At 68.3% G+C, this 24,282-nt stretch carries 23 protein-coding genes; 8 read left to right on the forward strand and 15 right to left on the reverse strand.

Translation table 11 applies throughout. The annotated features are described in order from the left end of the window. From N5C88_RS15340 to N5C88_RS15350, 3 genes are all read left to right on the forward strand, one after another. Positions 1-1,092 (forward strand): Zn-dependent hydrolase (locus N5C88_RS15340; protein WP_280015675.1); only part of this gene is annotated, 1,092 nt, incomplete at its 5' end. Positions 1,093-1,203: 111 nt separating this feature from the next. Continuing rightward, complete coding sequence (locus N5C88_RS15345) at positions 1,204-1,539, forward strand: thioredoxin family protein (RefSeq protein WP_042793046.1); 336 nt, start codon at positions 1,204-1,206, stop codon at positions 1,537-1,539. Then, positions 1,536-2,474, forward strand: a complete 939-nt coding sequence (locus N5C88_RS15350; RefSeq protein ID WP_280015676.1) for a DMT family transporter — start codon at positions 1,536-1,538, stop codon at positions 2,472-2,474. The genes N5C88_RS15345 and N5C88_RS15350 overlap by 4 nt, the downstream gene beginning before the upstream one ends. 11 nt (positions 2,475-2,485) lie before the next feature. Here N5C88_RS15350 and N5C88_RS15355 read toward each other — a convergent pair whose 3' ends face one another. Next, entirely contained in the window at positions 2,486-3,385 is a 900-nt protein-coding gene (locus N5C88_RS15355; RefSeq protein WP_059380251.1) for a DMT family transporter, read from the reverse strand. Next, positions 3,376-4,104, reverse strand: a complete 729-nt coding sequence (locus N5C88_RS15360; protein WP_280015677.1) for a GNAT family protein — start codon at positions 4,102-4,104, stop codon at positions 3,376-3,378. The genes N5C88_RS15355 and N5C88_RS15360 overlap by 10 nt, the downstream gene beginning before the upstream one ends. 123 nt (positions 4,105-4,227) lie before the next feature. On the opposite strand from N5C88_RS15360, the gene N5C88_RS15365 reads away from it, so the two are divergent. Next, complete coding sequence (locus tag N5C88_RS15365; RefSeq protein WP_251880749.1) at positions 4,228-5,706, forward strand: PLP-dependent aminotransferase family protein; 1,479 nt, start codon at positions 4,228-4,230, stop codon at positions 5,704-5,706. Here the strand turns inward: N5C88_RS15365 and N5C88_RS15370 are convergent. The 5 genes from N5C88_RS15370 to N5C88_RS15390 are packed head-to-tail and all read right to left on the reverse strand — an operon-like array spanning position 5,681 to position 10,517. Further along, positions 5,681-6,172 (reverse strand): MaoC family dehydratase, encoded by a 492-nt coding sequence (locus tag N5C88_RS15370; RefSeq protein WP_118933762.1) that lies wholly within the window; start codon positions 6,170-6,172, stop codon positions 5,681-5,683. The two genes, N5C88_RS15365 and N5C88_RS15370, sit on opposite strands and share 26 nt — an antisense overlap. Before the next feature lie 7 nt (positions 6,173-6,179). Further along, positions 6,180-7,364 (reverse strand): beta-ketothiolase BktB, encoded by a 1,185-nt coding sequence (bktB, locus tag N5C88_RS15375; RefSeq protein ID WP_280015678.1) that lies wholly within the window; start codon positions 7,362-7,364, stop codon positions 6,180-6,182. Then, positions 7,343-8,245 carry an SDR family NAD(P)-dependent oxidoreductase gene (locus N5C88_RS15380; RefSeq protein WP_280015679.1) on the reverse strand — a complete coding sequence of 301 codons (903 nt, stop codon included), beginning with the start codon at positions 8,243-8,245 and terminating at the stop codon, positions 7,343-7,345. The genes bktB and N5C88_RS15380 overlap by 22 nt, the downstream gene beginning before the upstream one ends. Before the next feature lie 23 nt (positions 8,246-8,268). After that, positions 8,269-9,525, reverse strand: a complete 1,257-nt coding sequence (locus N5C88_RS15385) for a CoA transferase (protein ID WP_280015680.1) — start codon at positions 9,523-9,525, stop codon at positions 8,269-8,271. 14 nt (positions 9,526-9,539) lie between these two features. After that, a complete protein-coding gene (locus tag N5C88_RS15390) occupies positions 9,540-10,517 on the reverse strand; it encodes a tripartite tricarboxylate transporter substrate-binding protein (RefSeq protein WP_280015681.1) in 978 nt (325 codons plus the stop codon). A gap of 97 nt (positions 10,518-10,614) precedes the next feature. Between N5C88_RS15390 and N5C88_RS15395 the strand changes: the two genes are divergently transcribed. Next, positions 10,615-11,577 carry a LysR family transcriptional regulator gene (locus N5C88_RS15395; protein WP_280015682.1) on the forward strand — a complete coding sequence of 321 codons (963 nt, stop codon included), beginning with the start codon at positions 10,615-10,617 and terminating at the stop codon, positions 11,575-11,577. On the opposite strand, the gene N5C88_RS15400 is transcribed toward N5C88_RS15395, so the two are convergent. Both N5C88_RS15400 and N5C88_RS15405 read right to left on the reverse strand, forming a co-directional pair. After that, entirely contained in the window at positions 11,548-11,844 is a 297-nt protein-coding gene (locus tag N5C88_RS15400) for a hypothetical protein (RefSeq protein WP_059380259.1), read from the reverse strand. The genes N5C88_RS15395 and N5C88_RS15400 overlap by 30 nt on opposite strands. Further along, the gene (locus tag N5C88_RS15405; protein ID WP_059380273.1) at positions 11,844-12,476 is read right to left on the reverse strand and encodes a LysE family translocator; all 633 of its coding nucleotides are present in this window, start codon (positions 12,474-12,476) and stop codon (positions 11,844-11,846) included. The genes N5C88_RS15400 and N5C88_RS15405 overlap by 1 nt, the downstream gene beginning before the upstream one ends. Before the next feature lie 151 nt (positions 12,477-12,627). Here N5C88_RS15405 and N5C88_RS15410 point away from each other — a divergent pair, with 151 nt between their 5' ends. After that, positions 12,628-13,443 (forward strand): DUF72 domain-containing protein, encoded by an 816-nt coding sequence (locus N5C88_RS15410; RefSeq protein WP_280015683.1) that lies wholly within the window; start codon positions 12,628-12,630, stop codon positions 13,441-13,443. A 6-nt stretch (positions 13,444-13,449) separates the two neighbouring features. Here N5C88_RS15410 and gorA read toward each other — a convergent pair whose 3' ends face one another. Next, on the reverse strand, positions 13,450-14,808 hold the full coding sequence (gorA, locus tag N5C88_RS15415; RefSeq protein WP_280015684.1) for a glutathione-disulfide reductase: 1,359 nt from the start codon (positions 14,806-14,808) through the stop codon (positions 13,450-13,452). A gap of 171 nt (positions 14,809-14,979) precedes the next feature. Between gorA and N5C88_RS15420 the strand changes: the two genes are divergently transcribed. Then, positions 14,980-15,603, forward strand: a complete 624-nt coding sequence (locus N5C88_RS15420; RefSeq protein WP_059380262.1) for a LysE family translocator — start codon at positions 14,980-14,982, stop codon at positions 15,601-15,603. 7 nt (positions 15,604-15,610) lie between these two features. Here the strand turns inward: N5C88_RS15420 and aceE are convergent, their stop codons facing one another. From aceE to nirK, 3 genes are all read right to left on the reverse strand, one after another. Continuing rightward, positions 15,611-18,274, reverse strand: a complete 2,664-nt coding sequence (aceE, locus tag N5C88_RS15425; protein ID WP_280015685.1) for a pyruvate dehydrogenase (acetyl-transferring), homodimeric type — start codon at positions 18,272-18,274, stop codon at positions 15,611-15,613. 159 nt (positions 18,275-18,433) lie between these two features. Then, positions 18,434-18,760: a c-type cytochrome gene (locus tag N5C88_RS15430; RefSeq protein ID WP_059380264.1), complete on the reverse strand. Its 327-nt coding sequence runs from the start codon at positions 18,758-18,760 to the stop codon at positions 18,434-18,436. A gap of 82 nt (positions 18,761-18,842) precedes the next feature. Then, positions 18,843-19,925 carry a copper-containing nitrite reductase gene (nirK, locus tag N5C88_RS15435; RefSeq protein WP_059380265.1) on the reverse strand — a complete coding sequence of 361 codons (1,083 nt, stop codon included), beginning with the start codon at positions 19,923-19,925 and terminating at the stop codon, positions 18,843-18,845. Positions 19,926-20,081: 156 nt separating this feature from the next. On the opposite strand from nirK, the gene N5C88_RS15440 reads away from it, so the two are divergent. Further along, on the forward strand, positions 20,082-20,906 hold the full coding sequence (locus N5C88_RS15440) for a Crp/Fnr family transcriptional regulator (protein WP_280015686.1): 825 nt from the start codon (positions 20,082-20,084) through the stop codon (positions 20,904-20,906). Positions 20,907-20,923: 17 nt separating this feature from the next. Here the strand turns inward: N5C88_RS15440 and N5C88_RS15445 are convergent, their stop codons facing one another. Further along, complete coding sequence (locus tag N5C88_RS15445) at positions 20,924-21,799, reverse strand: SUMF1/EgtB/PvdO family nonheme iron enzyme (protein WP_280015687.1); 876 nt, start codon at positions 21,797-21,799, stop codon at positions 20,924-20,926. Between the two features lie 105 nt (positions 21,800-21,904). Then, positions 21,905-24,190, reverse strand: a complete 2,286-nt coding sequence (locus N5C88_RS15450; protein WP_280015760.1) for a nitric-oxide reductase large subunit — start codon at positions 24,188-24,190, stop codon at positions 21,905-21,907. Positions 24,191-24,282: the final 92 nt, after the last annotated feature.

Genomic DNA, 24,282 nt, shown 5'->3' on the forward strand with positions numbered 1-24,282 from the left:
CTGGACGCGGGCGGCAACCTGATAGGCACGCTGGCCGGGCGCGACCCGGCGCGCAAGCCCATCGCCACCGGCTCGCACTGCGACACCGTGATGGCCGGGGGCCGTTTCGACGGCATCATTGGCGTGCTGGCCGGCATCGAAGTCGCGCACACCCTGCGTGAACAGGGCGTGCAGCTGGAACACCCGTTCGAGGTCATCGACTTCCTGTCCGAGGAGCCCAGCGACTACGGCATTTCCTGCGTCGGCAGCCGCGCGCTCTGCGGTCAGTTGACGCCCGACATGCTGACCGCCCGCAACCCCGAGGGCGAGACGCTGGCGGCCGGCATCGCGCGCATCGGCGGCGACCCGTCGGCGCTGGGCGCGCCGCTGCGCGCTGCCGATGGCACCGCGGCGTTCGTGGAACTGCATATCGAACAAGGTCCGGTGCTGGAAAGCCGCGGCCTGCCCATCGGCGTGGTCACCAACATCGTCGGCATCCGCCGCGTGCTGATCACGGTGGAAGGCCAGCCGGACCATGCCGGCACCACACCCATGGACATCCGCCGCGACGCCCTGGTGGGCGCGGCCCGCATCATCGATGCCGCCCACCGCCAGGCCAGCGCCGCCAGCGGCAATCCGCATTACGTGGTCGCCACCGTGGGCCGGCTGTCCATGACGCCCAATGCCGCCAACGCGGTGCCGGGCCGCGTCGAACTGACGCTGGAAATGCGCAGCGACAGCGACGCCGTGCTGGACGCCTTCCCCGAGACCCTGATGGCCGGCGTGGCCACGGACCTGACCGCGCTGCGCTTGTCCGCAAGCTTCACGCAGCTGAGCCGCGCGCGCCCCACCGACTGCACGCCGCTGGTGATGGACGCGGTGCAGGCCGCCGCCGACCAGCTGGGCTACGCCTCCATGCGCCTGCCCAGCGGCGCGGGCCACGACGCGGTCTACATGGCGCCCACCGGCCCCATCGGCATGATCTTCATCCCTTGCCTGAACGGCCGCAGCCATTGCCCGGAAGAGTGGATCGAGCCCGCGCAGCTGCTGGACGGCACCCGCGTGCTGTACCAGTCGGTACTGGAACTGGACCGCAAGCTGCGCGCCGCCTGAGGCCGGGGCGTCCCTGCCAGGTCCGCGGGTATCTCCCGCCCACGGGCGGGGCGCTGCCATAATGGGCGCCTCGCGCCGCGACCGGCGCGCCTCTCCCGCCTTGCCCGCCCCATGGAACAGATAGAACTCAACGACAGCACCGCCGACCGCTACCTGCTGGACGCGCCCGGGCTGTCCCTGCTGGTCTTCCACAGCCGCACCTGCGGCACCTGCCGCATCGCCCGCGAACAACTGCCGCAGCTGGAGCTGCCCGTGGAACGCGTGTGCTGGGTCGATGCCGGCGACAACCGCGGCCTGGTCGAACGCTACGAAGTCTTCCACTTGCCCGCCATGTTCGTGACCCGCGACGGCGCCTTCTTCGGCCCGGTGCAATCGACGCTGGCGGAATGGGACCTGCGCCAGCAGATCGGGCTGGCCCTGGACAGCTACCCCGCCGAACTGCCGTGAGCGCCGCCAAGCCCCTGCGGCAGCCGCTGGACGGACTGGCGACCGGCGCCATGCTGCTCTTGTGCGTCTGCTGGGGCTTCCAGCAGATCGCCATCAAGCTGGTGGCCGCGGACGTGTCGCCCATCATGCAGATCGGACTGCGCTCGACGTTCGCGGCGCTGGTCCTGGCCGTGGCAGTGTGGCGGCGCGAAGGCCTGCGCGCCGTCATGGACGGCACGGCGCTGCCCGGCCTGATCGTGGGCCTGCTGTTCGCCGGGGAATTCCTGTTCGTCGCGCAGGGCCTGGTCTACACCACCGCCTCGCACATGTCTGTGTTCCTCTACACCGCGCCCATCTTCGCCGCGCTGGGGCTGCACTGGCTGCTGCCCGAAGAACGCCTGAAGCCGCTGCAATGGGTCGGCGTGGCCATCGCCTTCTGCGGCATCGCCGTGGCCTTCCTGGGCAAGGGCCAGCCCGCGGGCTCCGACGCCGCTCCCAACATGCTGCTGGGCGATGCGATGGGACTGCTGGCCGGCCTGTTCTGGGGCGCCACCACCGTGGCGATCCGCAAGACCTCGCTGTCCGAAGCCGCGCCCGCCAAGACGCTGTTCTACCAGATGGCGGTCGCGGCCATTACCCTGCTGGCATACGCCGCGGCCACCGGCAACGCCGGTTTTCGTTATACGCAGGCGGCGGTGTTAAGCGTCGCCTTCCAGTCCGTGGTGGTGGCACTGTCCAGCTATCTGGCCTGGTTCTGGCTGCTGCGCCGCTACCTGGCTTCGCGCCTGTCCGTCCTGTCGTTCATGACGCCGCTGTTCGGCGTGAGTTTCGGCGTGCTCATCCTGGACGAACCGCTGGACGCCGGCTTTGTGCTGGGCGCCCTGCTGGTGCTGGCCGGCATCACCCTGGTGAGCGGCGCCGAACTGCTGCGCGAGAAGCTGCGGCGCGCACACTGAACCGCCCGCGCCTATGGCCTGGATCGCGGCGCGGGCGCCGCGCCCAGGTTCAGCACGATCAGCGCGGCGCCGCCCAGCACCAGGGCGAACCCCCACCAGTCCAGGGCCGCGGGCCGGTCGCCCACCAGCGCCATCGCGCCCAGCACTCCCACCACCGGCACCATCAATGTGGTCAGCGCGGCCACCGTGGCGCTGACGCGCTCGCTCAGCACGAACCAGAGCCAGTACGCGACGGCGGTGCCCAGGATGATGTGGAACGACAACGCCGCCACCACGCGGCCGTTCCAGCCCTGCGTGGGAAACGATTCGCCCGCGATCAGCATGCCGCCCAGCGCGCAGGCCGCACCCACCGCCAACTGCCAGGCCGTGACGACGATGCGGTCGCCGGCCACCGGCCAGCCCTTCAGGTAGACCGTGCCGGCAGCCCAGCCGAAGGCCGCCACCAGCGGAAACACCAGGCCCTTGGCCGCGGCCGCGTCGTGTTCGCCGAAGACCGCGCGCAGCACCGGCCAGGCCAGGATGGACACTCCCGCCGCGCCCAGCAGCAGCGCCAGCGCCCGGCGCCGGTCCAGGCGTTCGCCCAGTACCGCCCAGGCCAGCAGGGCCGACATCATGGGCATGGTGAAGGTCAGCACCGCCGCGCGCGAGGTGCTGGTGCTGAGCTGCGCCCAAGCCACCAGCAGGTTGAAGGCCGCGACGGCAAGCAAGCCGCCCACGATGATGCCGCGCCACGACTCGCGCGGCGGCAGCAAGCTGACCCGCTTGGCGCGCGCCAGCAGCAACAGCAATACCGCGCCGCTGCCCAGGCCGAGCAGGCGCAGCGTGAACGGCGGGAAGATCGACAGGATGATCTTCACCGCCGGCCAGTTCAGGCCCCAGAACAGGGCCAGCGCAATCGGGATCAGGCGCACGCGGCGCGCGCCTCGGCCGTCAGCTCGGACAGGCCCTGGCGCTGGCACCCTTGCGCGTCGAAGTTGTCCGGGCTCAGCCAGCGTTCATAAGCGGCGCGCAGCGCGGGCCAGTCGCCGTCGACCATCGCGAACCAGGCCGTGTCGCGGCTGCGGCCCTTGTACACCGTGGCCTGGCGGAAGATGCCCTCGAACTGGAATCCGAGGCGGGCGGCGGCCGCGCGCGACGGCGCGTTCAGGCTGTCGCACTTCCATTCGTAGCGGCGATAGCCCAGCTCATCGAAGGCGCGGCGCATCAGCAGGAACTGGGCCTCGGTGGCGATGCGGGTGCGCTTGAGCTGGCGCGAGAACGACACGAAGCCGACTTCGATCGCGCCGTTGGCCGGGTCGATGCGCATCAGCGCCAGCGTGCCGATGGCGCGGCCCGTTTCCAGGTCGATGATGGCGTGGTGCAAGGGGTCGTTGCCGGCCTGCGCCTTCTCGGCGAATTGGCGGTAGGCCGCCAGGTCTGCGAACGGCCCCACCGACATATAGGTCCAGTCACTGTCATCCGGCGCCTGGCTGAACGCGTGATACAGATCCTCGGCGTGGCGCTCGGCCGACAGCGGCTCCAGCCGGCAATAGCGGCCGACGACGGGCGTCAGGGGCGGACGCGGGCGCGTGGTCCAGCCCGTCATGTCCGGGCCGATGGGTTGCTGGTAGGCGTTGACGCGGGGTTGCATGCTACGGGGCCTCTTCAGGTTGGCGCGCCGCCCGAAGGGACGGACGCAGTACGCATGCCCTCACGATATCGGAATCGTGGCATCATAAAAAGCACCACGATCCCGAATTTTAATAGGGCCAAGATGAACACCCCCGCCCTGCTGTCCAGCCCGCTCACGCGCGGCCCCGGCGCGCTGCCGCGCCAGCGCCAGCTGATCCAGCGCCTCAAGCAGGCCATCCTGGCCGGCCAACTGCCGGCGGGCGGCAAGCTGCCTTCGTCGCGCGCCCTGTCCGAGGAACTGGCCATCTCGCGCAACACGGTGCTGATCGCCTACGAGCAACTGACGGCCGAAGGCTACGTGATCGCCGACCGCCAGGGCACGCGGGTCGCGCCCCTGTCGGCCGCCGCGGCCATCGCCGCCAAGCGCGCGACACCGCCCACGGACCAGCCCTCGCTGACGGCCAAGCGGCTGACGCGCATCGTCTCCACGCGCTACGCCCATGACGGGTCGCTGCCCATGACGCCCGGCACCCCGGCGCTGACGCAATTCCCAATAAGCGCCTGGCGCCGCGCGCAGGACCACGCGCTGCAAGCGGCGCCCGCCACCGCCCTGGGCTACGGCCATCCGGTAGGCGAACCCGCCCTGCGCGAAGCCATCGCCCAATACCTGCGCGTGTCGCGCGGCGTGCGCTGCGACGCCTCGCGCATCGTCATCACCGAAGGCGCCCAGGGCGCGCTGGCGCTGTGCGTGCAGCTGCTGACCAACCCCGGCGACACCGCCTGGCTGGAAGACCCCGGCTACCGCGGCGCCAAGTCCGCCTTCCATGGCGGCGACCTGGACGTGGTGGCCATGCGCGTCGACGCGGATGGCATCGTGATCCCCGAAAGCGCCTGGCAGGAACGTCCGCCCCGCCTCATCCAGACCACGCCGTCGCACCAGTACCCCACGGGCGCGGTGCTGTCCTTGCCGCGCCGCCTGGGCCTGATCGAACGCGCCCGCCAGGCCGGCGCCTGGATCATCGAAGACGATTACGACAGCGAATTCCGCCATCAAGGCGAACCCATCGCCGCGATGCAAGGCCTGGTCGAAGACGCGCCGGTGCTCTACGTGGGCACCTTCAGCAAGACCATGTTCCCGGCGCTGCGCCTGGGCTTCCTGGTGCTGCCCGAAGCCATCGCCGCGCAGGCAATGCCGTCCATCATCGAGATGCTGCGCGGCGGCCACCGGCTGGAACAGCTGACCATGGCGGCCTTCATGGAAAACGGCCAGTTCTCGCGCCACCTGGGCCGCATGCGGCGCCTGTACCGCGAACGCCAGGGAGCGCTGCGCGAGGCGCTGGCGGCGCATCTGGGGATCGAACACGAGGTCCTGGGCGGACATTCCGGGCTGCATCTGACGGTGCGCCTGCCTGCCGCGTATTCCGACCGGGAGATCGTGGAGCAGGCACGCAAGATCGGCATGAATCCGGGCGCGTTGTCGTCGTTTGCGGTGGCGCCGCGGGCGGAGGACAACGGCCTGGTGATCGGATACGGCAACACCGGGGCCGAGCGGTTCGCGGGCCTGGTGCGCAGGCTCCGCGACGTGGCGCTGGGCCTCAAGGGCTCCCGTAGCGGACCATGATCAGCCAGTCGGCGTGCACCGACGGCCTGGGCGTCCCCTCGGCCTGGATCGCGACCTTCCAGGCGCAGCGAGCCACGCCTGTGCCGTTCTCCACGACCTCGGCCAAGGAAAAGCTGGCGGCCACGCGCGTGCCGGAAACCACGGGCGCGGTGAAGCGGACCTTGTCGAATCCGTAGTTCAGCAACATCGCCGCGCCCGGAAAGGCGATGCAGCTGTTCTGCCAGTGCGTCAGCAACGACAGCGCCAGAAAGCCATGCGCGATGGTGTCGCCGTAAGGGGATTCCGCCTGCGCGCGCAACCGGTCCACATGGATCCACTGCGTATCGAGCGTGACCTGCGCGAACCGGTCGATCATGCCCTGATCGATCAGCAGCGCATCGGAAACAATGGGAGGCTGCCCCACGGCGTCCAGCAAAGACTGGACCGAGCCGAACGGCTGCGGAGAGGCAACAGGATTGTGTGTCATGGCGGCTTCAGATGCGTTCGAAAATTGCGGCGATGCCCTGCCCGCCGCCTATGCACATGGTGACCAGCGCATACCGTCCGCCAATGCGCTCGAGTTCGTGCAAGGCCTTGACCGCGATAATCGCGCCCGTGGCGCCCACCGGATGCCCCAACGCGATGCCCGACCCGTTGGGATTGACCTTGGCCGGATCCAGATCCAGTTCGCGCGCCACCGCGCAGGCCTGCGCCGCGAAGGCCTCGTTGGACTCGATCACATCCATATCGGCGGCGGACAAGCCCGCTTTGGCCAGGGCGCAGCGCACGGCGGGAACCGGGCCCATGCCCATGTAGCGCGGGTCCACGCCGGCATGGGCATAGGCAAGCAGGCGGGCCATGGGACGCGCGCCACGGGCCAGCGCCTCAGAACGTTCCATCAGCACCAGCGCGGCCGCGCCGTCATTGATGCCGGACGAGTTGCCCGCCGTGACCGTGCCATCGTCGGAAGAAAATACGGGTCTGAGGGCGGCAAGCTCCGACGGCGCGATATCGGCGCGGACGTGCTCGTCCCGCGCGAACACGACGGGCTTGCGGCCGGGTGTCGTGACGGCCACGAGCTGCGCGTCGAAGCGGCCTTCGGCCGCTGCGCGCGCGGCGCGGCGGTGGCTCTCCAGCGCCAGCGCATCCTGCGCGTCCCGCGTAATGCCGTAGCGCCTGGCGACGTTTTCCGCCGTGACGCCCATGTGGATGCGGTGGAACGGATCATGCAAGGCGCCCAGCAGCATATCGGTCATCGGCGCATCGCCCATGCGCGCGCCAAAGCGCAGCGCCGATGTGGCGTACGGCGCGCGCGACATGCTCTCGGCGCCGCCCGCCACCGCGACCTTGCAGTCACCAAGCAGGATGGATTGCGCCGCGGAAACGACCGCCTGCAATCCCGAACCGCACAAGCGGTTGACGTTGAATGCCGGCGTGCCGTCGGCGCAACCGGCCTCGATCGCCGCCACCCGGGACAGGTACAGGTCACGCGCTTCGGTGGTGATGACCTGGCCGAAGCAGACGTGCTCGACCTGCGCAGGCGCAAGGCCTGCGCGCGCCACGGCGGCCTTCAGCGCCTCGGCGGCCAGCGCCGTGGGCGGGACGTCCTTCAAGCTCTTGCCGAAACTGCCGATGGCCGTGCGCACGCCCGACAGGACTACAACTTCTCGGTTTCGCATGCCTGGGCCTTGGCGATCTCGTGGCGCAACTGGTCGAAACCAGTGGCGGGAACGGTTTCTTGCGCGCGGTCGGAAACCTCGTCCAGGCGGTCGATCAGTGCCTGGGCGGACAAGTCCGCGCCGTTCAGGTGGATACCGCGGGTCATGGTGATGTGGGCCTGCTCGAAACTGCCCGCGCCCGCCATCAGGATGGTCCGGGTCGGCGCGTTTTCCGTCACCAGGGCAACCAGGGCGGGACTGACCGAGCCCGGCGTCAACAAGGCCAGCGCCTGCTCGTCGAGCAGGCCTTCGGTCATGGCCGTGGCAGCCGTCGGCGCCAGGCAATTCACGCGCACGCCGTAGCGTTCCCCTTCAAGGGCCAGGGTCTGCATCAAGCCGACCAGCGCCATCTTCGCCGCGCCGTAATTGGCCTGGCCGAAGTTGCCGTAAAGCCCGGAGGACGACGTGGTCATGACGATGCGGCCGTAGTTCTGTTCACGCATGGCGTTCCACACCGCCTGGGTGCAGTGCACCGCGCCCATCAGATGGACCTCCATCACGAGCCGGAAGTCCTCCAGGCTCATCTTGGCGAACGTCTTGTCGCGCAGGATGCCTGCATTGTTGACCAGGATGTCGACGCGCCCCCATCTTGCGATGGCCGCCTGCACCATCGCCTCGACCTGCTGCGGCTGGGTCACGTCGGCGCCATGCGCCATGGCATCCCCGCCTGCCGCGCGGATCGCGTCCACCACGGCCTGGGCCGGCGCGTCCGGCTGGTCCGCGCCCATGTCGTTGACCAGCACCTGGGCGCCGTGCTGCGCAAGCTCCAGCGCATGCGAGCGGCCCAATCCACGCCCGGCTCCGGTCACGATGGCGACGCGGCCTTGCAAAAGTTGAGTCATAGAGTCTCCGGATGAATGGTTGTTCAGGGGATCAGGGGAAGCGCGGTGTCGGCCTGGGTCCTCAGGACGCCGGCGCGCTCGAGCTCGGCAATCGCCGCGTCATCCAGGCCTACGCGCCTGAGCACCTCGCGCGTGCCCTCGCCCAGCGCGGGAGCCCCGGCCTCGGAAGGGCCGCCGTCCTGCTCGAAGGCAAAGCCTAGCCCATGCGTGCGCAGCTCGCGTCCGCCCTGCTGAAAACGATGGTCGGGCAAGTTGACGCAGCCGGTGGCTTCCGCCTCGTCGAGGAACTCCTCGAGCTTTCTCACCTTGGCCGCGGGCACGCCGGCCTGGCTGAGCAGGTCCTCGAGCTGCGCGGCGCTGCGGGTCGAAAACGCGGCTCTCAACTGTTGCACCACGTACTCGCGGTCGTTCGGCACCACGAATCCGTTGGGCAGGTTGAAGGCTTCCAGATCCAGCGCCCTGGCGTCGCCGCATAGTGCTTCCACCCCAATGGCGGCGGTGAGCTTGCGGAATTGTTCCGGCGTGTTCGCGGCCACCGCCAGCCAGCCGTCGGCGCAGCGGTAGGTGTCGGCGGCGGGACTGCCGGTGTAGCCCCGATTGCCGACCCTGCGCGTCGGCGTGCCGTCGCTCAGGTAGGCGCAGGTATTGGTGTACATCAGCGCCAGCGAGGCCTGGACCATGGACGCGTCGATGTACTGGCCAGCGCCTTCGCGCAACCTGCGGTGCAGCGCCGACACGATGGACAGCGCGCCCAGCATGCCCACCGCCACGTCGATCACCGGGAAACCCACTTTCAGCGGCGGCGCGTCGTCACCCTCGCCCGACATCATCATCATGCCGGTCATCGCCTGGACCACATGGTCGTAAGCGCCGCGCTGCGACCAGGCCCCTTGCTGGCCGAAGCCCGAGATGGAGCAGTACACGATGTCGGGCTTGACCGCCTTGATCGAGGCGTAATCCAGCCCGTAACGCGCCACCACGCCGGGCCTGAAGTTTTCGATGAACACATCGGCCGAGGCGGCCAGCGAGCGCAGCAAGTCCGCCCCCTGCCGGGTCCGGATGTCCAGCGCCAGCGATTGCTTGCCGGCGTTGATGGCCGCGAAGCCGGTGGGCGTGTCGGTGTCGACGCCGTTCTTCATCGAACGCAGGACTTCGCCCGCCAGCGGCGGTTCGACCTTGATGACTTCGGCGCCCAGCTGCGCCAGATAGAAGGAAGCGAGAGGACCGGCGATCACGTGCGACAAGTCGAGCACGCGTACGCCTTCAAGAGGCTTGGCCATAAGTTTCCTGCGGATCAGCCGGCGGTGATGCCGGTCAGTTTGATGATTTCGGCCCATTTGCGGGCTTCGCCGCGCACGAACGACGCGGCGGCTTGCGGGCTGTCGCTATGCATCACGCTGACGCCGGCCGCCTCGAAATTGCTCTTGACGCCCGGATCCTTGAGCGAAGCCGTGGTCGCGCCATAGAGCTTGTCGACCACCTCGGCGCTCGATTTGCGCGGCAGCCAGAAGGCGAACCAGAATTCCTGGACCGCCAGATCGCTGCCCAGGATCTCCCGCAGCGTGGGCACGCCGGCAAGCTCCGCCATGGGTTCGCGGCTGGTCACGGCCAGCGCGCGCAGCCGGCCGCCCTGCACCTGCGGAACGGCGGTCCCGGCAATAGCGAAGGCGAAATCCGTGTCGCCGCGCAGCAGAGAGGTCGGGATCTCCACCGACCCCTTGAAGGGAACGTGCGTGGCTTCGGCCCCGAGCAGCGTCACAAAGGTCGCGCCGCCCAGATGCGCCGCCGACCCGATGCCGCCCGAGGCGTAGTTCATCTTGCCCGGTTGCGCCTTCAGGGCGGCGATCAGATCTTGCGCCGTGCGGTAGGGCGACTTGGCAGACACGACCAGCACGCTGGGCGAAGCACCGATCACCGTGACCGGCAGAAAGTCCTGCTCGGGATCGAACATCAGGCTGGGCTGCAGCGCTTTCTGGATCAGATGCGAGTTGGAACCCAGCAGCACGGTATAGCCGTCGGGCGCAGCCTGGGCCACGTATTGGGCGGCCAGCACGCCGCCCGCGCCCACCTTGTTCTCCACCACGATCGGCTGACCCATGCTGGCGCTGAGCACCGGGCCGAATTGGCGCACCATGATGTCGGGCCCGCCGCCTGCGGCATAGGGAACGACGACGCGCACGGCCCGCGACGGATAGCTCTCTGCGGCGTTCGCCATGGCACGGAACATCATGCCGGCGCCGAGGGCGCCCAGGCAAAAAGTACGGCGTTGCATGTTGTCTCCTTGTTATGCGGGCAGGATAGGCGATCGCAGTTAATCGAAAAATTGATATATTTTGATATAGCGATAACTTTCAGTTCTATATCAATCCATGACCGGCGCCATCGAACCCGACCATCTGGTATCCAAGCTGCGCTTCCGCCATCTGCGCATGCTGCAGGTAGTGCAGGGAACGGGCAGCCTGCGGGCCGCGAGCCAGGCGCTCAATCTGACGCAACCCGCGCTCAGCAAGGCGCTGACGGAAGTCGAAAGCGCGTTCGGCTTTGCCTTGTTCCTGCGCACCGCGCGCGGCCTGAAACCGACCGCGCAAGGAGAGGTGGTGCTGCGCGGCGCCGCGCTGTTGCTTGAAGAGCTGGGACATCTGCGCGCCGACGCCCAGACCGCCGATCGCTATGCAGCGAAGATCCGCATCGGCGCGCCTCCCTTCCTCGCGCAGACCTACCTGCGCGGCGTGGTCGAGAAGCTGGTGAACCATGCCAGGCCGATGCGCGTGCAATTGCTGGAGGAGCGCGTGCCCGCCCTGCTCCACGCGCTGGAGCTGGGCGAAATCGACGCGCTGATTTCCACTTTCCCGCTGCAGATGCTGGAATCCGGGGCGGCCGCGTTTCAGTACGTCAAATTGTTTAAAGTGCAGTTCGCGGTGATCGCGGCGGCCAGCCATCCGCTGGTCCGCGCACGGCGCGTGGACTGGACTCGCCTGGCGCGGGAACGCTGGATCATGCCGGCCGAAGGATCCATGGGCCGCAAGCTGATAGAAGACTGCTTCATCCATGCCGGTCTGCCCGCGCCGCTGCCCGTGGTGGAATCAACCAGCCCCACCACCGGCGTGCAGTTCGTCGCCAGCGGCCTGGGCATCGGCATCGTGCCGGACATGGCCCTCATTCGCCACGATGTCGCGCTTGCAGGCGCGGTCAGGCAGATACGCGTGCTTCCGGAACCGCCTTCCAGCGTGGTGGCCTTGATAACCCGGAAGGGACCGGCCAACCCCCGCATCGCCCTCTTGCGGGAAGCGCTGGGAGAGGCGCTAGGCGCCCAGTCCGCCCAGCAGCAGTAGCGCCACGACCAGCCAGAACAGGAAGCCGATGATGGAACGGCGCAGCAGCGCCTTGACCGCGGCCCACAGGCACATCAGCCCCAGCACCAGCAGGATGAAATTGAAGATCGAAGGGCTCATGCCCATTGCGCCGGCCAGCCCCGAGTAGAAATCGCCGAAGGCATGGCCCAGGCCGCCCAGCAGCCACTTCAAGCCCGCGACGACGCTGCGCAGCGCCTCGCCCAGCATGCCGCCCAGGGAAGCGAAGAAACCGTCTTCGGCCTGCATCAGCGGCGATTGTCCATCAGCATGCGCACCGCCAGCCCGGCCAGCACCGTGCCCATCAGCCAGCGCTGCACCACCATCCACAAGGGACGGCCCGCCAGGAACCCGGCGATGGAACCGGCCATGATGGCGATCAGCGCATTGACCGTCAGGCTGATGGCCACCTGCGTCATGCCCAGCGCCAGCGACTGCGTGAACACGCTGCCGCGCTCGGGCTGGATGAACTGCGGCAGCAACGACACATACATGATCGCGATCTTGGGGTTGAGCAGGTTGGTCACCAGCCCCATCGTGAACAGCGTGCGCGGGCTGCTCTTGGGCAGTTCGCGCACCTGGAACGGCGAACGCCCGCCCGGGCGCAGGGCCTGCCAGGCCATGTACAGCAGGTACAGCGCGCCGCCGATGCGCAGCGCGTCATAGGCGTAAGGCACCGCCATCAGCAGCGCCGTGATGCCGAAGGCCGCGCAGAGCACGTAGAAGACAAAGCCGACCGCCACGCCCCCCAGCGAAATCAGACCCGCCTGCGCGCCCTGCGAGATGGAACGGGAGACCAGGTAGATCATGTTGGGCCCGGGCGTGAGCACCATGCCCAGGGCAACCAGGGCGAACGTCATCAGATGGGTAAGGTCGGGCATGATGGGCCGGCGCGAGGCCGCGCGGAAAGTGGAAACGTGAATCCACACCTTAGCGCAAAACTGTATCGGAACAGCGAACTTCCGGCAGCGGTTTGCGGACCAGTGGCGCCGGCGATACAGTTGTCCGGTTCCCACGCCTGGAGGGCCGGACATGCCGCAAGCGCATCCTCATCCGAAAGACGGCGCCATCCGCATCGGTATCGGCGGCTGGACCTACGCCCCCTGGCGCGGCGTCTTCTACCCCGAAAACCTGCCGCACGCGCGCGAACTGGAATACGCCAGCAGCCAGCTCACCGCCATCGAGATCAACGGCACCTACTACAGCAGCCAGAAGCCGGCCACCTTCGCCAAATGGCGCGATGAGACGCCCGAAGGCTTCGTGTTTTCGCTGAAGGCCTCGCGCTACGCGACCAACCGCCGCGAACTGGCGGGCGCCAAGGACTCGATCCACCGCTTCGTGCACAGCGGCATCGCCGAACTGGGTCCGAAGCTTGGGCCCATCGTCTGGCAGTTCGCGCCGACCAAGGCGTTCGATGCGGACGACTTCGCCGCCTTCCTCGCGCTGCTGCCAGACAAGGTGGACGGCTTGCCGCTGCGCCACGTGCTGGACGTGCGCCATGCCAGCTTCGCCTGCGAGGAATACCTGGAACTGGCGCGGCGCCACGGCGCAGCCACCGTCTACACGGATAGCGAGGACTACCCATCCATCGCCGACCGTACCGCCGATTTCGTCTATGCGCGGCTGATGCGCGCCAGTACCGCCTACAAGGCGGGCTACGCGCCCAAGGCGCTGGACGCCTGGGCGGACCGCCTGCGCGGCTGGGCCCGCGGCAGCCACCCGGCCGACCTGCCGCTCGCCGGCGCCCCGGAAAAGACGGCGCGGCCGGGAAACGTCTTCGCGTTCTTCATCAATGGCGCCAAGGAACTCGCGCCGCTGGCGGCGCGCGCCATGATCGAACGCCTGTAGCGCGCCCTATTGGGCGACCGGGGTGCGCAGGGTCACGAACTCTTCGGCCGCCGTGGGATGGATGCCGATGGTCTCGTCGAACACCTGCTTGGTCGCGCCGGCCTTCAGCGCGATGGCGATGCCCTGCACGATCTCGCCGGCGTCCGGACCGACCATGTGCACGCCCAGCACGCGGTCGGTCTTGGTGTCCACGATCAGCTTCATCAGCGTCTTTTCCTGCGACTCGGTCAGCGTCAGCTTCATGGGCCGGAAGCGGCTTTCGAACAGCTTGACCTCGTGCCCGGCGGCGCGCGCCTCTTCCGTCGTCATGCCCACCGTGCCGATGTTGGGCAGGCTGAACACGGCGGTCGGGATCAGCTGGTAGTCGACCTTGCGGTATTCCTCGGGACGGAACAGGCGCCGCGCCACCGCCATGCCTTCGGCCAGGGCCACGGGCGTCAGCGGCACCCGGCCGATCACGTCACCGATGGCCAGGATGGAAGGCTCGGCCGTGCGGTATTCGTCGTCCACCTCGATGAAGCCGCCCTTGCCCAGCTTGACCGCCGTGTTCTCCAGGCCCAGGTTGTCCAGCATGGGCCGGCGGCCGGTGGCGTAGAACACGCAATCGGCCTCGACCACGGAACCGTCCTTCAGGGTGGCGGCCAGCGTGCCGTCGGCCTGCTTGTCGATGCGCGTCACTTCCGAGTTGAAGCGCAGGTCGATGCCCTTTTTCACCAGTTCGTCGCGCAGATGCTCGCGCACGCCCTGGTCGAAGCCGCGCAGGAACAACGGGCCGCGGTAGACCTGCGTGGTCTGCGCGCCCATGCCGTTGAAAATGGAGGCGAATTCCACGGCGATGTAGCCGCCGCCCACCACCAGCACGCGGCGCGGCAGTTCCTTCAGGAAGAAGGCTTCGTTCGAGGTGGTGGCGTGTTCCTTGCCCGGAATGTCCGGCACCTGGGGCCAGCCGCCGGTCGCCACCAGGATATGAGCGGCGCTATAGGATTTGCCGTTGATCTCGACCGTGTGCGGATCCAGGATGCGGGCGTGGCCTTCCAGCAGGGTCACGCCGCTATTGACCAGCAAATTGCGGTAAATGCCGTTAAGACGCTCGATTTCCCGATTCTTGTTCGCGATCAGCGTGGGCCAGTCGAAACTGGGCTCGCCGGCGCTCCAGCCGAAACCGCGGGCCTGCTCGAAGTCCTCGCTGTAATGCGCGCCATAGACCAGCAGTTTCTTGGGCACGCAGCCCACGTTCACGCAGGTGCCGCCCAGGTAGCGGCTTTCCGCCACCGCCACGCGCGCGCCGAAGCCCGCGGCGAAACGCGCCGCGCGCACGCCGCCGGAGCCTGCGCCGATCACAAACAGATCAAAATCGAATGCCATGGTGTTTCCTTCGCGTCGCCTTGCGGCGCCGCGTTCACTGTCCGGGAAAGCTGTATTTAACACCACCCGGCGCTGACGCCCGGCCGCGCCCGGTTTGCAGGCGGCCGCGATTGCTATACAGTGGCCCGCAGGCTGGCCGCCGCGCACAGCCCCACCCCTGGAGCAGATCCCATGTCGCTTGAAACCTGGCTGGCCTTCCTGGGCGCGTCCGCCCTGCTCGTGATGCTGCCCGGCCCCACGATACTCACCGTCATCAGCTACTCCATCGCGCAAGGCCGGCGCGCCCGCCTGCCGCTGGTGCTGGCGGTGGCGCTGGGCGACTCCACCGCCCTGTTGCTGTCGCTGCTGGGCCTGGGCGCCCTGCTGGCGGCGTCGGCGTTCTGGTTCACGGCGGTCAAGATCGTGGGCGGCCTGTACTTGCTGTACCTGGGCTTCAAGCTGCTGCGCGCCGGCGTCTCGCCGGCGACGCTGCCCGCCGCCAGCGCCGCGGGCTCGCGCTGGAAACTGTTCGCCAACACCTATCTGGTGACGGCGCTTAACCCCAAGGGCATCATCTTCTTCGTGGCCTTCCTGCCGCAGTTCATCGATCCGGCGGGCGACGTGACGCGCCAGCTCTGGATCCTGTCGGCCACCTTCGTCGCCTGCGCCGGCATCAATGCCACGGCCTACGCCATCTTCGCCGGGTCGGCCCGGCGCCTGCTGGCCTCGCCCCGCGCGCAGCGCGGCTTCAACCTGGGCGGCGGCGCCCTGCTGTCCGCCGCCGGGATCTGGGCCTTGCTGGCGCGGCGCGTCTAGCCTGCCCCTAGGGCCGCGCCGCGGACACGGCCTCCGGATCGATGCCGTAGCGGGCGATGGCGTCCGCCGCGCAGTCGCGCGGCATCAGCCCGTCGTCCGCCAGCGCCTTCAGGGCCGCCAACGCGATGTGATGCCGGTCCACCTCGAAGTAGGCGCGCAAGGCCGTCCGCGTGTCGGACCGGCCAAAGCCGTCGGTGCCCAGCGTGACGTAACGGCGGTCCTGCATGAACGGGCGTATCTGTTCGGCCACCGTCTTCATGTAGTCGGTGGCCGCCACCACCGGCCCCTCGCTGTCCGCCAGGACCGTTTCCGCGTAGCCGCGGCGCCTGTCCTCCAGCGGATGCAGGCGGCTCCAGCGTTCTGCCTCCTGGCCGTCGCGGCCCAGTTCCGAATAGCTGGTCACGCTCCAGACGTCGGCCGCCACGCCGAAGTCCTGACGCAGCAGATCGGCCGCCGCCAGCGTTTCGCCCAGGATGGCGCCGCTGCCCAGCAACTGCACCCGCAACGCGCCATCGCCGCCGTCGCGCAGGCGGTACATGCCGCGCAGGATGCCTTCCTCGGCGCCTTGCGGCATGGGCGGATGCGCGGTCTTCTCGTTGATCAGCGTCAAGTAGTAGAAGACGTCTTCTTCGTCCTGGTACATGCGGCGCATGCCGTCCTGCACGATCACCGCGATCTCGTAGGCGTAGGCCGGGTCGTAGGCCACGCATGAGGGGATGACCGAAGCCAGCACGTGGCTGTGGCCGTCGTCATGCTGCAGGCCCTCGCCTTCCAGCGTGGTGCGTCCGGAGGTCGCGCCCAGCAGGAAGCCGCGCGCGCGGATGTCGCCCGCCGCCCAGGCCAGGTCGCCCACGCGCTGGAAGCCGAACATGGAATAGAAAATGTAGAACGGAATCGTCGCCACGCCGTGCGTGCTGTGTGCGGTGGCGGCCGCGATCCACGAGGCCATCGCGCCCGATTCGTTGATGCCTTCCTGCAGGATCTGGCCGCGCCGGTCTTCGCGGTAGACGCTCAGCTGGTCGGCGTCCTGCGGCGTGTACAGCTGCCCCACGTGCGAATAAATGCCCACCTGCCGGAACATGCCGTCCATGCCGAAGGTGCGCGACTCGTCGGGCACGATGGGCACCACGCGCTGGCCGATGGCCGGGTCCTTGAGCAATTGCGCCAGCACCCGCACGAAGGCCATGGTGGTCGAGAACTCGCGGCCGTCGCTGCCCTTCAGGTGCGCGGCGAAAGCCTCCAGCGGCGGCGTGGCCAACGGGCCGGGCCCGGCCGGCCGCCGCGGCAGATGGCCGCCCGCGCGCGCGACCGCGGCGTCGAAATAGGTACGTTCGGCGCTGCCGGGCGCGGGCTTGATGTAGGGAATCTGTTCCAGCAGATCGTCGGGGACCGGGATGGAGAAGCGGTCGCGAAAGGCGCGCACCGCCGGGTCCGCCATCTTCTTCTGCTGGTGGTTGGTGTTGGCCGCCTCGCCCGCCGCGCCCATGCCATAGCCCTTGACGGTCTTGGCCAGGATGACGGTGGGCTGGCCGCGATGGGCCAGCGCCGTGGCGTAGGCGGCATAGATCTTGGCCGGATCGTGGCCGCCACGGTTCAGCGCGCCGATCTCTTCATCGCTCAGGTGCGCCACGCGCTCCAGCAGCACCGGGTCCGCGCCGAAGAAATGTTCGCGCACGTAGGCGCCGCCGCGCGCCTTGAACACCTGGTACTCGCCGTCCACGCACTGCATCATGCGCCGGCGCAGGCGGCCGTCGTGGTCCTGGGCCAAGAGCGCATCCCAGCCGGCTCCCCAGATCACCTTGATGACGTTCCAGCCGGCGCCGCGGTACACGCTTTCCAGTTCCTGGATGATCTTGGCGTTGCCGCGCACCGGACCGTCCAGGCGCTGCAGGTTGCAGTTCACCACGAAGATCAGGTTGTCCAGTTTTTCGCGCCCGGCCATCGCCACCGCCGCCAGCGTCTCCGGCTGGTCCTGTTCGCCGTCGCCCAGAAAGCCCCATACCTTGCGGCCCTGCGCGGGGATCAGCTCGCGGTCTTCCAGGTAGCGCATGTAGCGCGCCTGGTAGGCGGCCATCAGCGGCCCCAGGCCCATCGACACGGTCGGGAACTGCCAGAACCCGGGCATGGTGCGCGGATGCGGATAGGACGCCAGTCCGCCGCCGGCCGTCTCGCGCCGGAAGCGATCGAGTTCTTCCTCGGAAATGCGGCCTTCCAGATAGGCGCGCGCATAGATGCCGGGCGCGGAGTGGCCCTGGATGTACAGCATGTCGCCCAGAAAATCCGGCGTGGCCGCGCGGAAGAAATGGCGAAAGCCGGTTTCGTACAAGGTCGTGGCCGAGGCGTAGGTCGCGATGTGTCCGCCCACGCCCGAGGTCTTGCCCGCGCGCAGCACCATGGCCATGGCGTTCCAGCGCAGATAGGCGTCCAGCCGCAGCTCGATGCCCATGTCGCCCGGGAACAGCCCCTGGTCCGCCGGCCGGATGGTGTTCACGTAGGGCGTGGCGTTCGGCGCGGCGTAGCCGCCGTGGCCGGCGCGGTCCTGGCCGATCAATTGGTCCAGCAAATAGTGGGTGCGTGGCCGGCCCTCGTGGGCCAGCACGGCCTGCATGGCCTCCAGCCATTCCTGGGTTTCCTGCGGATCGGCGTCGGTCGGTTCTATCGGGGTGTCCATGGCGTCCTCCTGGTGGGCGCGAAGGCGGCATCCCGGTGTACGGCCGCCGTCATTTCGCATCGTGAATTGCAATTGCATTATGTGCAATTGCAATCGTATGGAGGATTCTTAATAATTGCAAGTGCAACTATTAATCCGCCCGCCCGCCGCGCGCGGCGGCTAGCGGGACGCGGCCATCATGAATTCCACCGCGGCCCTGAGCGTGGGCTCGTCCGCCGATGAGCCGCCGCGCGGCGGCATCGCGCCCTTGCCTTTGAGCACGGTCGCCAACAGCGCGTCCGCGCCCTGCGCGATGAATGGCGACCAGGCCTGCTTGTCACCCAGCCTGGGCGCGTTGGCGACCCCGCTGGCGTGGCACACGACACAGGCGGACTTGTAGAGTTTTTCTCCGGCAGGGTTGATGGCGGCCAGCGACTCGGCGCCCGCTTGCGGGACGGGCAGGCTGGCCAGCGCGGCGGCGAACGCGATTCGATAAAGCGAGGACATGGAATGGCTCCGGAAGGAAAATGCGTGACGGCGTGGCGGACCGATACGGGCAAGGCGCGCTGAGCGCGCCCTGCCGCAGCGCTCAGCGCGGGATCGGACCCGGCGCCTTGATCTGCTTCATCAGGTCGTCATTCCATTTACCCTCGACCTTGATATGCCCGGCTGCGCCCAGTTCGAAGGCCTCGATCAGGTTGTGGTTCAGGTAGGCGTACACGCCGGGCTGCTTGAAGGTGTAGAGCGCGGCGCCCGCCGAGCCGCCGCGGATGAACCAGGTCTCCAGGTCCTTTTGCGGCGGATTGGCGAACTTGCCGGTTTCCCAGACCCAGTCGCCATGGCCGCCGATCAGATGCGGGCGCGTGTCGCGATTGGCCTGCGAATGGATCAGCAGCACCGTCTCGCCGACCTTGGCCGTGAGCGCGTTCGCCCCCGTCAAGGCCCCGACCTTGCCATTGAAGACGATATGCGATGGCGTCAGCGTGCGCATGACTTCGACCGTGTCGCCATAGCTTTCCGCCAAGGTCGCGTAGTCCTTGTACTTGCCGTTCGCGTCCTTGGGGATGTACAGGTCGAACTCGCCTATCGTGTAGGCGCGGTCGTAGCGCAGCGGCTTGCCCTGCGGATCCTTCAGGCCGTCGCGCGGCAGCACCATCAGCGTGCCGCTCATGCCCGCCACCACGTGCCAGGGCACCATGCCTTCGGGCGCACAGTGGTAGACGAAGGTGCCGCTGCGGTCCGCCTTGAAGCGCAGCGTGGCCTGCTCGCCCGGGTTCACGTTGGTGAGCTTGGCCCCGCCCAGCGCGCCGGTGGCGGCATGGAAATCCACGTTGTGCGGCATGGCGTTGGTGGCCGGATTGACCAGGGTCAGCTCGACATAATCGCCTTCGTGCACCACCAGGGTAGGACCGGGCATGGACCCGTCGAACGTCATTGCCTGCAAGGTCGTGCCCTTGTCATCGATGACCATCTTCTTTTCTTCGATGGTCATCGTGAATTCGATCACCTTGGGGCCCGAACGGGCCACCTGCTCATGCGGGTGGACCATGGGCGGGGCGACCAGCGCAACCTTGGCGCGTTCCAGCTGATCGGCGTTCTGGGCGGCGGCTGGGCCGCCCGCCATCGCTGCGATCAATGCCATGGCAAGCAAGGTGGGGCGCAAAGCGTTCATGTGCAACTCCTGTTCGGGTTTCTGCAACGCCGAATCTGTCGGCAGTTCCATTGAAGGCCGGGCATCGCTCGTGTTCTTTGCTGTAGCGCAAACTTCGAACCAACCCGCGGCCCGGCGCGCATTGCCGCTGCGCGGATGCGATGTCACCATCGGGGCATGGACCCTCCACACGCTTCCGGGCGGCCTGCGGCCTCGTCGCCCCTGTGCCATGCCCTGCTCCGCAACCTGGATCTGTTCAGGCCCTTGTCCGATGCGCAACTGGACGCCGCGCTGCGCGGCGCGCTGCCCTGCCGCCTGGAGGCCGGCGCATTGGCCTATCGCCAGGGCGCCGCGGCCGCGCACTTTTTCGTGCTGCTGCATGGCTGTCTAAAGGTGGCGCAGCTGACGCCGGAGGGCGAACAAGTCGTGGTGCGCTACGTCCATCCCGGCGACATGTTCGGGCTGGCTTGCGCCATGCGGCAGCCCTGCTATCCCGCCACCGTGCAGGCGGTGCAGGAAAGCGTCTGCCTGGCATGGCCGGCCGCGGCCTGGGAACGCTTCATCGCCTGCCATCCCCAGCTGGGCGCGGCCGCGCTGCAGACCATGGGGCAGCGCCTGCAGGACGCCCACGTCCGCATCCAGGAACTGTCCACCGACGAAGTCGAACAGCGCGTGGCGCGCGCCATCCTGAGGCTGGTGCAGCAATCCGGCCAGCCCATGCAGGACGGCATCGGCATCGGCTTTCCCATCACCCGCCAGGACATCGCCGAAATGACCGGCACCACCCTGCACACGGTCAGCCGGCTGCTCAGCGACTGGAAGCAGCGCGGCATCGTCTCGGCCGGACGCAAGCGCGTGGTGCTGCGCTCGCCCGCCGCGCTGGCCCGCCTGGGCGAGCACGCCGCGCCCGCCGTGGACTGTTCGGCCTGCCTGTCCTGTCGCCAGGGATCGCCGGCCGCGGACGAGGCCTGCGACACGAGCGCCGAGCTGGCCGGCGCGTAGCGCGCAGGCAACATGGCCTAGCCGGGTTCCAGCACCAGCCGCAGACCCAGGTTCGCCGGCGGCACGCCTACCGAACACGCCCCGCCCTTGGGATCGCGGATGAAGTCGGGCAGATAGGCGATGTGCCTGCCCGCCGCAACGCGAATGCCGCAGTTGCGGCTTTCCTGCTCCTGCGCAGCGGTGACGCTTGCGCCATCGCGCAGCCCGTCCAGCACGCGCCGCGCATGGCAATCGTCAGTCCAGTCCCACACGCTGCCCGCCATGTCCATCAGGCCGGCGCGATTGCGGCCGTAGGCCCCAAAGGTCCGCACCGTGGCGTCGCCCTGCGCGCCGCGGCGGCTCTGCTGCTCGTATTCCGCCAGCCAGCGCTGCGCGGGGTCGCTGCCGCCAGGCAAGGCCGGCAAGGCTTCCTCGCGATAGGCTTCGCCCGCCGCGTAGACCCATTCCGCATAGCTGGGCAGGCGCACGCGCCTGCCGGTGCGCTCGGACAGCCAGGCGGCATAGGCGGACGCGTCGGTCCAGCTGATGCCCACCGCCGGCAGGTCGGGCGCAGCCGCCTGGCGCTGTGCGGGGTCCAGCGGCTTGCAGCCGCCGGCGCGCACGCAGGCCGCGTAGTCGGCCTGGCTGACCTGCCGCGTCATGATGGCCAGGCCATCCGGGTAGCGCGCGCTGCGGGGCGCGGGCGTGGCGGGATAGCCGTTGCGCAGCGCCTCGCCCGGCGGCACGTAGCTCACCTCGCCCGGCGGCAGGCGCGTGATTTCCGGCAAAGCCAAGCGGGCCCCGTCCTGGGGCCCGCAAGCGGTCAACAGCAATAGAACAATGACGGTCGGCAGGATGCGCATGCGGCGGTGCTCCGGAATGCCCGCGCCGGTCGGGCGCGGGCTGGATTCCATTGGACCGGCTGCGGCGGCCGGGCTCTTTGCGCTGAAGCAAAGAGCCCGGCGCTTGCCTGGCGTCCTGCCGCGCAAGCGTGCGCCACGCCTGCGCGGGACGGGACGCTAGCCGCGCGCCGCCTTGGCCTGCAGGCGCGGCTCGGCCAGCGCGGGCTTGCCGCTCAAGAGGCCCAGGATCACCTGCATCACGATGGCCAGCGCGCCCAGCAGGAACACCACGTCGCCGAAGGTGCGGCCCCAACGCAGGTTCTGCAACAGCTCCTGCTGCATGAAGCCTTCGCTGCGGGCGTACCACATGCCCTCGCTGACGCTGGCGTGGAACTGGATCAGCCCCACCGGCAGCAAGCTGGTGAAGATCATCAGCGCCAGGCCCAGGTTCATGCCCCAGAACGCCAGCTTCATCAAGCCGGGGCTCAGCGCATACTGCGGACGGATGTAGCGCAGCACCAGCAGGGTGAAGCCCAGCGCCAGGAAGCCATACACGCCGAACAGGGCCGCGTGCGCGTGCACCGGCGTCGTGTTCAGGCCCTGGATGTAGTACAGCGAAACGGGCGGGTTGATCATGAAGCCGAAGACGCCCGCGCCCAGCATGTTCCAGAAGGCGACGGCCACGAAGCACATCAGCGGCCACTTCAGGTTTTCCATCCAGGGCGCGCGGGTCTTCAGGCGCCAGTTCTCCCAGGCCTCATGCCCCAGCACGATGAGCGGCACCACTTCCAGCGCCGAGAAGCTGGCGCCGATGGCCATCACGGGCGTGGTGGTGCCGGCGAAGTACAGGTGATGGAAGGTGCCGGGTATGCCGCCCAGCATGAAAAGCGAGGCCGAGGCCAGGCTGGCGGTGGTGGCCATGCGGCGCGACACCAGGCCCAGGGTCGAAAAGATGAAGGCCAGCGCCGTGGTTGCGAAGACTTCGAAGAAGCCCTCCACCCACAGGTGCACGATCCACCAGCGCCAGTACTCCATCACCGTCAGGTGCGTGCGCTCGCCGTAGAAAAAGCCCGCGCCGTAGAACAGGCCGATGGCGCCCACCGAAGCGGTCAGCAACGCCAGCAGGTTCTTGTCGCCGCCCGGCGTGCGCAGCGCGGGCACGATGCCGCGCAACATCAGCACCAGCCAGAAGCAGATGCCCGCGAACTTGCCGATCTGCCACAGGCGGCCCAGGTCCACGTATTCATAGCCCTGGTGACCCAGCCAGAAGTTCAGGTCCGGCGGCATGATCTGCGCGATCGCGAGATAGTTGCCGGTGAACGATCCGACCACCACCAGCACCAGCGCCCAGAACAGGATGTCGACCCCGAGCTTCTGGAATTTGGGATCGCGCCCACCATTGATCAACGGCGCAAGAAACAGACCAGCGGCCAGGAAACCCGTGGCGATCCAGAACAGCGCGCTCTGGATATGCCAGGTGCGCACCAGCGAATACGGGAACCATTGCGACAGGTCGATGCCGTAGAACTTCTGCCCTTCGACGGTGTAGTGCGCGGTGAAGGCGCCCAGCAGCACCTGGAAGCCGAACAGCGCCACCACCAGGAACAGGTACTTGCCCAGGGCGCGCTGCGACGGCGTCAGGGCGAAGGTGGTCAGCGGATCCTTGGCCGGCGCCAGCGGCTCGTCGTCTTCCTTGCCGCGCAGGAAGGCCCAGGCCCAGACCAGGAAGCCGATGCCGGCCAGCAGCACCACCACGCTGAGGATGGACCACATGACGTTCTCGGCGCTGGGCACGTTGTCGATCAGCGGCTCATGCGGCCAGTTGTTGGTATAGGTGACCGACTTGCCTTCGCGCTCGGTGGCCGCGGCCCACGCTGTCCAGAAGAAGAAATGCGTGAGCTGGGTGCGGCGCGCGGCGTCGGGCAGCGTGTTTTCCTTCATCGCGAAATTCTCGCGGCTGCGATGCAACGCGGGCGCGTCGGAGAACAGCTGGTCGTAGTAGGCCGCCGTCTGCGCCATGGCGCGCGCGCGCCGCGGGCTCACCGCCAGCGTGTCGGTGGCGGCGTCGCTGCGGTTGGCGCGGTACTCGGCCTTCAGTTCCGCGCGCAGCGCGGCCTGGGCGCCCGCGTCCAGCTGCGCATAGTCCCGGCCGTGCTGCTCGCGCGCGGCCAGGTCCAGCCAGGCCGTCAGTTCGCGATGCAGCCAGTCGGCCGTCCAGTCGGGCGCCTGGTAGGCGCCGTGTCCCCAGACCGATCCCAGCTGCATGCCGCCGACCGATTGCCAGGCGGTCTGGCCGTCCAGGATGTCGTCGCGCCCGAACAGCGGTTTGCCGTCGGTCGTCACGACCTGCCCGGGAATCGGCGGCGCCTGGCGATAGACCTCGCCGCCGTAGAAACCCAGCAATGCGAACGTGACCGCCAATACGGCGATCAAGGTGAACCATAATTTCCGATACGGACCCATGATGGGAACGCCCTCCAGTGTTGCGGTTTTGGGGTACGTACCCATATGCGAATTTCGTGCCAGGAAAAATCCCATGCAAATCAGGGCATTGC

It is taken from the genome of Achromobacter sp. GD03932, assembly GCF_029839485.1.
GTDB classification, from domain to species: domain Bacteria; phylum Pseudomonadota; class Gammaproteobacteria; order Burkholderiales; family Burkholderiaceae_B; genus Achromobacter; species Achromobacter bronchisepticus_A.

Coding starts and splice junctions, on each gene's coding strand:
- N5C88_RS15450 (WP_280015760.1), bottom strand. CDS start 24,190: ATGGGTCCGTATCGGAAATTATGGTTCACCTTGATCGCCGTATTGGCG.
- N5C88_RS15385 (WP_280015680.1), bottom strand. CDS start 9,525: ATGGCCAAGCCTCTTGAAGGCGTACGCGTGCTCGACTTGTCGCACGTG.
- N5C88_RS15365 (WP_251880749.1), top strand. CDS start 4,228: ATGAACACCCCCGCCCTGCTGTCCAGCCCGCTCACGCGCGGCCCCGGC.
- N5C88_RS15395 (WP_280015682.1), top strand. CDS start 10,615: ATGACCGGCGCCATCGAACCCGACCATCTGGTATCCAAGCTGCGCTTC.
- N5C88_RS15410 (WP_280015683.1), top strand. CDS start 12,628: ATGCCGCAAGCGCATCCTCATCCGAAAGACGGCGCCATCCGCATCGGT.
- N5C88_RS15360 (WP_280015677.1), bottom strand. CDS start 4,104: ATGCAACCCCGCGTCAACGCCTACCAGCAACCCATCGGCCCGGACATG.
- N5C88_RS15420 (WP_059380262.1), top strand. CDS start 14,980: ATGTCGCTTGAAACCTGGCTGGCCTTCCTGGGCGCGTCCGCCCTGCTC.
- N5C88_RS15445 (WP_280015687.1), bottom strand. CDS start 21,799: ATGGAATCCAGCCCGCGCCCGACCGGCGCGGGCATTCCGGAGCACCGC.
- N5C88_RS15400 (WP_059380259.1), bottom strand. CDS start 11,844: ATGCAGGCCGAAGACGGTTTCTTCGCTTCCCTGGGCGGCATGCTGGGC.
- N5C88_RS15440 (WP_280015686.1), top strand. CDS start 20,082: ATGGACCCTCCACACGCTTCCGGGCGGCCTGCGGCCTCGTCGCCCCTG.
- N5C88_RS15390 (WP_280015681.1), bottom strand. CDS start 10,517: ATGCAACGCCGTACTTTTTGCCTGGGCGCCCTCGGCGCCGGCATGATG.
- bktB (WP_280015678.1), bottom strand. CDS start 7,364: ATGCGAAACCGAGAAGTTGTAGTCCTGTCGGGCGTGCGCACGGCCATC.
- N5C88_RS15405 (WP_059380273.1), bottom strand. CDS start 12,476: ATGCCCGACCTTACCCATCTGATGACGTTCGCCCTGGTTGCCCTGGGC.
- N5C88_RS15380 (WP_280015679.1), bottom strand. CDS start 8,245: ATGACTCAACTTTTGCAAGGCCGCGTCGCCATCGTGACCGGAGCCGGG.
- N5C88_RS15370 (WP_118933762.1), bottom strand. CDS start 6,172: ATGACACACAATCCTGTTGCCTCTCCGCAGCCGTTCGGCTCGGTCCAG.
- gorA (WP_280015684.1), bottom strand. CDS start 14,808: ATGGCATTCGATTTTGATCTGTTTGTGATCGGCGCAGGCTCCGGCGGC.
- nirK (WP_059380265.1), bottom strand. CDS start 19,925: ATGAACGCTTTGCGCCCCACCTTGCTTGCCATGGCATTGATCGCAGCG.
- N5C88_RS15430 (WP_059380264.1), bottom strand. CDS start 18,760: ATGTCCTCGCTTTATCGAATCGCGTTCGCCGCCGCGCTGGCCAGCCTG.
- N5C88_RS15345 (WP_042793046.1), top strand. CDS start 1,204: ATGGAACAGATAGAACTCAACGACAGCACCGCCGACCGCTACCTGCTG.
- aceE (WP_280015685.1), bottom strand. CDS start 18,274: ATGGACACCCCGATAGAACCGACCGACGCCGATCCGCAGGAAACCCAG.